This is a genomic window from Photobacterium aphoticum (assembly GCF_001029435.1).
GTDB lineage: Bacteria > Pseudomonadota > Gammaproteobacteria > Enterobacterales > Vibrionaceae > Photobacterium > Photobacterium aphoticum.
Map to the genome: position 1 here is coordinate 93,539 of NZ_LDOV01000015.1, position 9,106 is coordinate 102,644.

Here is a 9,106-nt window from a genome sequence, read left to right on the forward strand (position 1 = left end):
ATCGATGAAAAAATGGATTGTGATGCTACTTATCGCGCTGCTGCTATTTGGTAGTGTGGTCGGTTTCAATCTCTTCAAACAACAAAAAATCGCCGAGTACATGGCGAACATGCCTGAGCCGGAGTTCCCGGTGACCGTGACCCAAGCGCAATCCAGCAACTGGGTACCGGCCATTGAAGCGATCGGCTTTATCGAACCGAACCAAGGGGTCACCATCACCACCGAAGTGGCGGGCGTGGTGAAAAGCATCGACTTTGATTCCGGTACCGTGGTGAAAGCGGGACAGGAATTGCTGTCGCTGGACTCGGATGTGGAACAAGCCAACCTGAAAAGTGCCCAAGCGCGTCTGCCGGCAGCGAAAGCCAAGTACGAGCGCTACCGTGGCCTGTTCAAGAAGGGCTCGATTTCTAAAGAAGCGTACGATGATGCAGAAGCCTCTTACTTCTCATTGTCTGCAGACATCGAAAGCTTAAAGGCAACCATCGAACGCCGCACCATCAAAGCGCCATTTAACGGCGTGGTCGGTCTGCGTAACGTGTTCCTAGGTCAGTACATCCAGCCGGGTACCGATGTGGTCCGTCTGGAAGACACCACCCTGATGAAGCTGCGCTTTACCGTGCCACAGACTGACATTCCAGAAATCCGTCTGGGTCAGGACGTGGAAATCTTTGTTGATGCGTACCCTGAAATCCCATTCAGCGGCAAGATCAGTGCGATTGAGCCGGCGGTGAACTATCAGAGTGGTCTGGTTCAGGTACAAGCGGACATCCCGAACAACGATGGCCAGCTACGCAGCGGTATGTTTGCCCGCGCGCACATCATCCTGCCAACCCTGGATAACCAGATCATCCTGCCACAGACCGCGATCACCTACACCCTGTACGGCGATAACGTGTACCTGACGTACAAAGATGAAGACGGCAACCTACGCGTGAAGCAGTCGGTGGTGAAAGTGGGTGAGCGTAAAGGTAACGACGCGCATATCCTCAGTGGCGTGAAAGCCGGCGACACCGTGGTGACGTCAGGTCAGGTCCGTCTGAGTAACCATGCCAAAGTGAAAGTGGTGGAAAGCAACTCGCTGAAAGCCCCAGCAGAAACCCCAATGCTGTAACTCGGAGGAGAGATGCGCTTTACTGATGTTTTCATCAAGCGTCCTGTTCTGGCGATTTCGATCAGCTTTCTGATCGCGCTCCTCGGCCTGCAAGCCATTTTCAAAATGCAGGTACGAGAATACCCAGACATGACCAACACCGTGGTCACCGTGACCACGAGCTACTACGGGGCCAGTGCCGACTTGATCCAGGGTTTCATTACCCAACCTCTGGAACAGGCCATCGCACAGGCTGACAATATCGACTACATGACCTCGTCGTCTGTGCTCGGTTCGTCCACCATCACGGTGACCATGAAGCTGAATACCGATCCGAACGCGGCACTGGCTGATATTCTGGCTAAGACCAACTCGGTTCGCTCTCAGCTGCCAAAAGAAGCCGAAGACCCAACCGTGACCATGTCGACCGGTTCGACCACGGCGGTGATGTATATCGGCTTTACCAGTGATGAATTGGCCTCCAGCCAGATCACGGACTACCTGGAGCGTGTGATCAACCCGCAGTTGTTCACCGTGAACGGGGTGTCGAAAGTCGACCTGTACGGCGGTATGAAGTACGCCCTGCGCGTATGGTTGGATCCGGCCAAGATGGCGGCTTACAACCTGATGGCCACCGATGTGATGAGTGTCCTGAACGCCAACAACTACCAGTCAGCGACCGGTCAGGCAACGGGCGAGTTTGTGGTGTACAACGGCACGGCCGATACACAGGTCACGAACACCGACGAGCTGGAACGCTTAGTCGTGTCCACGAAGGACGGTCAAGTGATCCGTCTAGGTGACATCGCAAAAGTCACATTGGAAAAGAGCCACGATGTGTACCGTGCCTCTGCTAACGGCCAAGAAGCGGTGGTTGCCGCGATCAATGCCGCGCCAAGTGCCAACCCGATCAACATTGCCGCTGATGTGTACAAGCTGTTGCCGGAGCTGGAACGCAACCTGCCAAGCAACATCAAAATGAACATCATGTATGACTCCACGATTGCCATCAACGAGTCGATTCATGAAGTGATCAAGACCATCGCCGAAGCGGCCATCATCGTATTGGTGGTGATCACCCTGTTCCTGGGTTCATTCCGTGCGGTGATCATTCCTATCGTGACCATTCCGCTGTCATTGATTGGCGTGGCCATGGTAATGCAGTCGTTCGGTTTCTCCTGGAACCTGATGACATTGCTGGCGATGGTATTGGCCATCGGTCTGGTGGTGGATGATGCGATCGTGGTCCTTGAGAACGTCGACCGTCACATCAAAGAAGGGGAATCGCCGTTCCGAGCCGCCATTATCGGTACCCGTGAAATTGCGGTGCCGGTTATCGCCATGACCCTGACGCTGGGTGCGGTATACGCCCCTATCGCCATGATGGGCGGCATCACCGGCTCGTTGTTCAAGGAATTCGCTCTGACGCTGGCTGGTGCGGTGTTTGTCTCAGGGATCATCGCCCTGACGCTGTCTCCGATGATGTGTTCAAAAATGCTCAAGGCCAACGAAAAGCCAAGCAAGTTTGAAACCACCGTGCACCACTTCCTGGATCGCATGACGGCGCGCTACGAGAAAATGCTGGGCGGGATCATGCAAATGCGTCCAGTGGTGATTGTTTTCGCTGTTATCGTATTTGGTACCTTGCCGATCCTGTTCAAGTTCATCCCAAGTGAACTGGCACCGTCGGAAGATAAAGGCGTACTGGTACTGATGGGTACCGCACCGTCCAATGCCAACCTCGATTACATCGAGAACACCATGGAGCGCGTGAACGGTATTTTGGCCGAACAACCGGAAGTGGCGTTTGCGCAGGTCTTCTCTGGTGTACCAAGCTCTAACCAAGCTTTTGGTATTGCGTCGATGGTACCGTGGAGCGAACGTACTGCCAGTCAGGCGGAAGTCGTGAAGCGCGTCACGGGCTTGGTGAAAGACGTTCCAGAAATGGCGGTTACCGCGTTCCAGATGCCTGAACTGCCAGGTGCCGGTTCCGGTCTGCCTATCCAGTTCGTGATCACTACGCCAAACAGCTTTGAGAGTCTGTTCCAGATCAGTAGCGATATTCTGGCGAAAGTGAAAAACAACGGCATGTTTGTCTACTCGGATTTGGATCTGAACTACGATTCGGCGACGATGAAAATCAAGATCGACAAAGACAAAGCCGGCGCCTACGGCGTGACCATGCAGGATATTGGTATCACCTTAAGTACCATGATGGCGGACGGTTACGTGAACCGAATCGACCTGAACGGCCGCTCTTACGAGGTGATCCCGCAGGTAGAACGTAAATACCGACTGAATCCGGAATCGCTGAAAGGCTACTACGTGCGTGCCGCTAACGGCAATGCCATCCCGCTGGGCAGCTTGGTAACGATTGATGTGGTGTCTGAGCCTCGCTCACTGCCGCACTTCAACCAGCTAAACTCAGCCACAGTAGGTGCGGTACCTGCACCGGGTGTGGCCATGGGTGATGCTATCAACTGGTTCCAGACCGAAGCGGTCAGCATGCTGCCATCAGGTTACCAGTATGACTTCATGGGTGAGTCCCGTCAGTTTGTGACCGAAGGTAACGCGCTGTACACCACCTTTGCATTGGCCTTGGCGATCATCTTCCTGGTACTGGCGATTCAATTTGAATCGCTACGTGACCCACTGGTGATCTTGGTATCTGTACCGTTGGCGATCTGTGGTGCCTTGATTGCGCTGGCATGGGGTGCCTCGACCATGAACATCTATTCACAGGTCGGCTTGATCACCCTGATAGGCCTGATCACCAAGCACGGTATCCTGATCTGTGAGGTGGCCAAAGAAGAGCAGCTGCTGCATAAGAAAGATCGCATGGCAGCGGTGATGGAAGCCGCGAAGATCCGTCTTCGTCCAATCCTGATGACCACCGCCGCGATGATTGCCGGTCTGATCCCACTGCTTTACGCAACGGGTGCCGGTGCAGCGCAGCGCTTCAGTATCGGTATTGTTATCGTGGCCGGTCTGGCGATCGGTACGCTCTTTACCCTGTTCGTACTGCCTGTGATCTACACCTATCTGGCCAGCGTGCACAAACCACTGCCGGTCTTTGTCGAGGATAAAGATCTGGAAAAGTTGAAGCGTGCCGATGAAGCACGCCACGCATTGAAAGAAGCGCGCGAACAGTAAGAGTTCAAGCAATAAACAAAGAGGCCGCCTTGTGCGGCCTCTTTTCTTTGTCCGCATCTTCAACGACAATAGGGTTATCTTTGAATAAAATAACGGCAACAATAAGATGCCGCTACGGAGTTAACAGAACCATGTTTGATCCAAGAAAACTAGAGCAGGTTGCCAAACAAATCCAAGACGCGATGCCACAGCCAGTGAAAGAGCTGGGTAACGATGTTGAGCAGAAAGTTCGTCAGGTGATCCAGGCCCAACTGGGTAAACTGGATGTCGTCAGCCGCGAAGAGTTCGACGTGCAGACACAAGTCCTGCTACGCACCCGCCAGAAGCTGACCGCTCTGGAGCAAAAGCTGGAAGCACTGGAAAGCCGCCTGACCGCAGACGCCGCAGACAAGCAAGACTGATCGCCCAAAGCCGCGCAAACCGAACGCTAAAAACAACAAAGCCCAGCAACATGCTGGGCTTTCTTTTATCTGAACACATTCAGCGAAATACAGGCATTAACCGCCAACGGCAATGCGCTTCATGTCGGTCATGTAGCCGCGTAGCTCCTGGCCAATCCACTCAACCGGGTGGTTGCGCACCGCGTCATTCACTTCAATCAGCTTCTGGTTATCGACAAAATTAGAGGTGTCACCCAGACCTTTACCAATCACATCCGTACCGACGTTTGGCATGAACTGCTCACGCAGTAGCGGGGTCGCCACATTGGCAAACAGGTAGTTACCGTATTCTGCGGTATCAGAAATCACCACGTTCATCTCATACAGACGCTTACGGGCAATAGTGTTAGCGATCAATGGCAGTTCGTGCAGAGACTCGTAGTAAGCCGACTCTTCGATGATGCCAGAGGCTGTCATCGCTTCAAACGCCAGTTCCACCCCGGCACGCACCATGGCCACCATCAGGATACCGTTATCGAAGTACTCTTGCTCTGAGATCTGTACATCACTATCCGGGTAGTTTTCAAAAGCGGTTTCGGCAGTCTCACCACGCCAGCCCAGCAGGTTCGCATCATCGTTCGCCCAATCAGCCATCATGGTGCGAGAGAATTCACCTTCAATGATGTCATCCATGTGCTTGTTGTACAGCGGACGCATCAGATCTTTCAGCTCTTCAGACAGCTCAAACGCTTTCACTTTGGCAGGGTTAGACAAGCGATCCATCATGTGGGTGATCCCACCAAACTTCAGTGCTTCCGTAATCGTTTCCCAACCAAACTGCAGCAATTTACCGGCATAACCTGGCTCAACACCTTCCGCAATCATCTTCTCGTAACACACGATAGAGCCAGCCTGCAGCATGCCACACAGGATAGTTTGCTCACCCATCAGATCAGATTTCACTTCCGCCACAAACGACGACTCCAGTACCCCGGCACGGTGACCCCCCGTTGCGGCAGCCCACGCTTTGGCGATCTCTAGGCCATCGCCCTGTGGGTCATTTTCCGGGTGAACCGCGATCAGGGTCGGTACACCGAAACCGCGCTTGTACTCTTCACGTACTTCCGTACCCGGACACTTCGGTGCCACCATCACAACCGTCAAGTCAGGGCGGATCTGCATACCTTCTTCAACGATATTAAAGCCATGCGAGTAACCCAGTGCCGCCCCTTGTTTCATCAGCGGCATCACCGTCTGTACCACATTGGTGTGCTGCTTATCCGGCGTCAGGTTCACCACCAAATCCGCCTGTGGGATCAGTGTTTCATAGCTACCCACTTCAAACCCGTTCTCTTTCGCATTCTTGTACGATTGACGCTGCTCATCGATCGCCGCCTGACGCAGTGCATACGCCACATCCAGACCGGAATCACGCATGTTCAGACCTTGGTTCAGGCCCTGAGCACCACAGCCGACAATGACAATCTTCTTGCCTTTCAGGTAATCCGCTTCGGTGGCAAACTCAGCACGATCCATGAAACGACAGCGACCCAATTGGTCCAACTGCTGGCGAAGATTAAGGGTATTGAAATAATTAGCCATAACAACAAACTCCGTGAATTCTGTTCCTTGAACGACATGACTTGTCGAATACCCTGATACTAATTCACCCTATTTGTTGCGCAAAGTGATATATTCACAACAAGTAATTGCGTTTTTTGCAACATGGGAAGGACACCATGAATACCAAGTTTTTGCAGCTGTTTATCCACCTATGTGACAGCCGAAATTTCGCTAAAACGGCGACCGCCATGCACATCAGCCCTTCCGCCTTAAGCCGGCAAATTCAAAAGCTGGAACAGGAAGCAGGCCAGCAACTGTTCACCCGCGATAACCGCAGTGTCGAGCTGACACCGGCCGGCCGCGCATTATTGCCGGTTGCCCTCAATATCCTTGCAGAATGGCAGCAATACCAAGATCGGTTTAATGATTCGAGTAACGAGCTCAGTGGCGAATTACGGCTATTTTGCTCCGTCACGGCCAGCTACAGCCACCTGCCCGATCTCTTGTCTGAGTTTCGCCTCAAGCATCCGCGTATTGAGCTCAAAGTCTCTACCGGCGATCCCGCCCAAGCAATCCACACGGTGGCCAGCGATGAAGCCGATATCGCTATCTCCGCCCTGCCCGAGCACCTGCCGGCCAAAGTGGCTTTTGAGCCCATCAGTGATATCCCGCTGTCTGTGATCGCCCCTACCGCCCCCGGCGCCTTTACTGAAGAGTTACACAACAGCCATCCCGATTGGTCTACCATTCCCTTCATTGTGCCGGCAGCCGGTACAGCGCGGGAGCGAGCCAATACGTGGTTCAAGCAGATGAAAATCAAACCACCGATTTACGCGCAGGTGTCCGGCCATGAAGCCATTGTCAGCATGGTCGCGTTGGGGTGTGGGGTCGGCATCGCGCCGGATGTGGTGATCGATAACAGTCCGGTGCGGGATAAGATTGAACGCCTCAAAGTCGCTCCCATCAAGCCATTTGAACTTGGCCTGTGTTGTCTGCGCCATCAACTCGATAATCCGTTAGTCAAAGCACTGTGGGAAGTGGCTGAAGGGATATGGGTATAGAGGCGATAACACAAGGAGAGTGCAGAACCATGTCGCCCCTATCGCCATCACAGTAATAGAACTATCACACAAAATTGCGTAACGAATGATGACAAAAAAGCGCTACTGAATACTTGCTCGATAAGTCACGCTTTCCTGATATACGTAAAAGACGCCCCGATCAATGATGGATCACATTCATCCTCGGGAGTCACCCTATGCGCAAGTTGTCTCTACTGCTACCCCTGCTGCTTATCGGCTGTAACAGCTCGGAAGTTGAAACGATCAGTACGCCTTATCAAGCCTTAGAAAGCACCGATATCCAATCGGATAACAGTGATCTTTCCAACCTGATCACCGCGACGCGCGGCTACGATATCGTCACCCTCGGGGAGAGTTCTCATCAGGGATCAAAAGTCTTTAGTTTAAGGGGACGCATAGTCAAAGCCCTTCACCAAGAGGGCGATGCCGATCTTCTCGTCATGGAAGCGGGCTTTTATGATGGTCTCGCCGCCTGGCAAAACTACTTAACGGGCAAACAAACCCTGCTTGATGCCATTACCGGCCCCGATGCGAACTACATGTTTATGTACCGTTTCAGTGAGGAAATGGCGGAGCTGTTTAACTATATCCACGATGTCGACCAGCAAGGGACGAACCCGCTGATCCTGGCTGGGTATGAAGCCCGTATCACCAGTGATGCCGGTTGTAGTGTCATGTTTGATGAGCTGAAAAGTTACCTGAACAATAACGGCCTTCCTCTGCGAGACTATGCCGACATCCAGCGTATCGCGCCCGTCATGATGTGTCCGTGGTATGCACAAGGGCAGACATTTACCATGACTGATCACAACACCTTGGTGGCAGCACTGAACAAACTGGAAGACACCCTTGCCCAACAAAAGTCCAAAGAAACCATACCGGCTTACGATCCCACCCATCCCAGGGACTTTAAGCAATACGCTTCCTTCTGGCTGCAAATCGCCCGCAGCTTAAGCGCCCAGTCCTTTCAGGTCATCCATAATGAAGCATACGAGTATTCAGACTATCAGTCTGCCGAAAACCTCAAATGGCTGCGCGAGGAATGGTTCAACATCGATGGGCAAGCGCTACTTTGGGGTCACAATATCCACGTGACGCCTTTATCAGGATCGGTGGTTGAGGCGACCAATGAGCGCTACCCTGACACCACTATTTATAATGTCATGCAACTGACGCATACCGGCCGTCTTGCCCCCTTTGACTTTGATACGGCTACATGGGAATCCAACACCATTCCGGTAGAGAGTGTCTCTGGCTCACTCAATCACATCTTGTACCAGTCCGGCTACCCAGATGCCTTTATTGACATAAAAGGGCTGACAGGAGAAGACAGGGCAGCATTTGACAGTGCACAGCGTATCAAAACAGACTTTGGCAGTGCTCGTATCGCTATTCCTTCAAAAATCATGGATGGCATCTTATTCATCCCCACAGAAACACCCACCACAGCACGCCCGATGTAAATCATTATTCAGCAATAAAAACAACAAAGCCCGAGTCGTAAGACTCGGGCTTTGTATAAATAATCACGGCATATTAAACGACAAAACCCAATCCGAAGACAGGGTTTCTTAATAAGTAGCGGAGCGGCGGGGACGCCTAGTCTGGACTTGCGCTCAATTGGACTCGCAACCGATCGGGACGCATTCGACCGTAGGGCGAACCAATAAAAGACAGATGTAAAAAAGCCCCGCTATTTCTAGCGAGGCTTCTTAATAAGTGGCGGAGCGGATGGGACTCAACGCGCACGGCAGTGCCGCGACCTAGAGGCCGTAGGGCTCTCTGGGAGCGGTATATAGCAAAAAACCCTGTCGTTTCCGACAGGGTTTCTTAATAAG

General features: G+C 52.7%; 6 protein-coding genes. 5 read left to right on the top strand and 1 reads right to left on the bottom strand.

Annotated features, from left to right (window positions below; all coding sequences use genetic code 11):
* Positions 1–4: 4 nt before the first annotated feature.
* From ABT58_RS08285 to ubiK, 3 genes are all read left to right on the top strand, one after another.
* Positions 5–1,111 (top strand): efflux RND transporter periplasmic adaptor subunit, encoded by a 1,107-nt coding sequence (locus tag ABT58_RS08285; RefSeq protein WP_047873924.1) that lies wholly within the window; start codon positions 5–7, stop codon positions 1,109–1,111.
* Positions 1,112–1,123: 12 nt separating this feature from the next.
* Positions 1,124–4,243, top strand: a complete 3,120-nt coding sequence (locus tag ABT58_RS08290; protein WP_047873925.1) for a multidrug efflux RND transporter permease subunit — start codon at positions 1,124–1,126, stop codon at positions 4,241–4,243.
* A 131-nt stretch (positions 4,244–4,374) separates the two neighbouring features.
* Positions 4,375–4,644 carry a ubiquinone biosynthesis accessory factor UbiK gene (ubiK, locus tag ABT58_RS08295; RefSeq protein WP_047873926.1) on the top strand — a complete coding sequence of 90 codons (270 nt, stop codon included), beginning with the start codon at positions 4,375–4,377 and terminating at the stop codon, positions 4,642–4,644.
* A 96-nt stretch (positions 4,645–4,740) separates the two neighbouring features.
* Here ubiK and ilvC read toward each other — a convergent pair whose 3' ends face one another.
* Positions 4,741–6,225, bottom strand: coding sequence for a ketol-acid reductoisomerase (gene ilvC / locus ABT58_RS08300; RefSeq protein ID WP_047873927.1), 1,485 nt, complete (start codon positions 6,223–6,225; stop codon positions 4,741–4,743).
* A gap of 137 nt (positions 6,226–6,362) precedes the next feature.
* On the opposite strand from ilvC, the gene ilvY reads away from it, so the two are divergent.
* A complete protein-coding gene (ilvY, locus tag ABT58_RS08305) occupies positions 6,363–7,247 on the top strand; it encodes an HTH-type transcriptional activator IlvY (protein ID WP_047873928.1) in 885 nt (294 codons plus the stop codon).
* 197 nt (positions 7,248–7,444) lie between these two features.
* Complete coding sequence (locus ABT58_RS08310; protein ID WP_047873929.1) at positions 7,445–8,731, top strand: erythromycin esterase family protein; 1,287 nt, start codon at positions 7,445–7,447, stop codon at positions 8,729–8,731.
* Positions 8,732–9,106 lie beyond the last annotated feature (375 nt).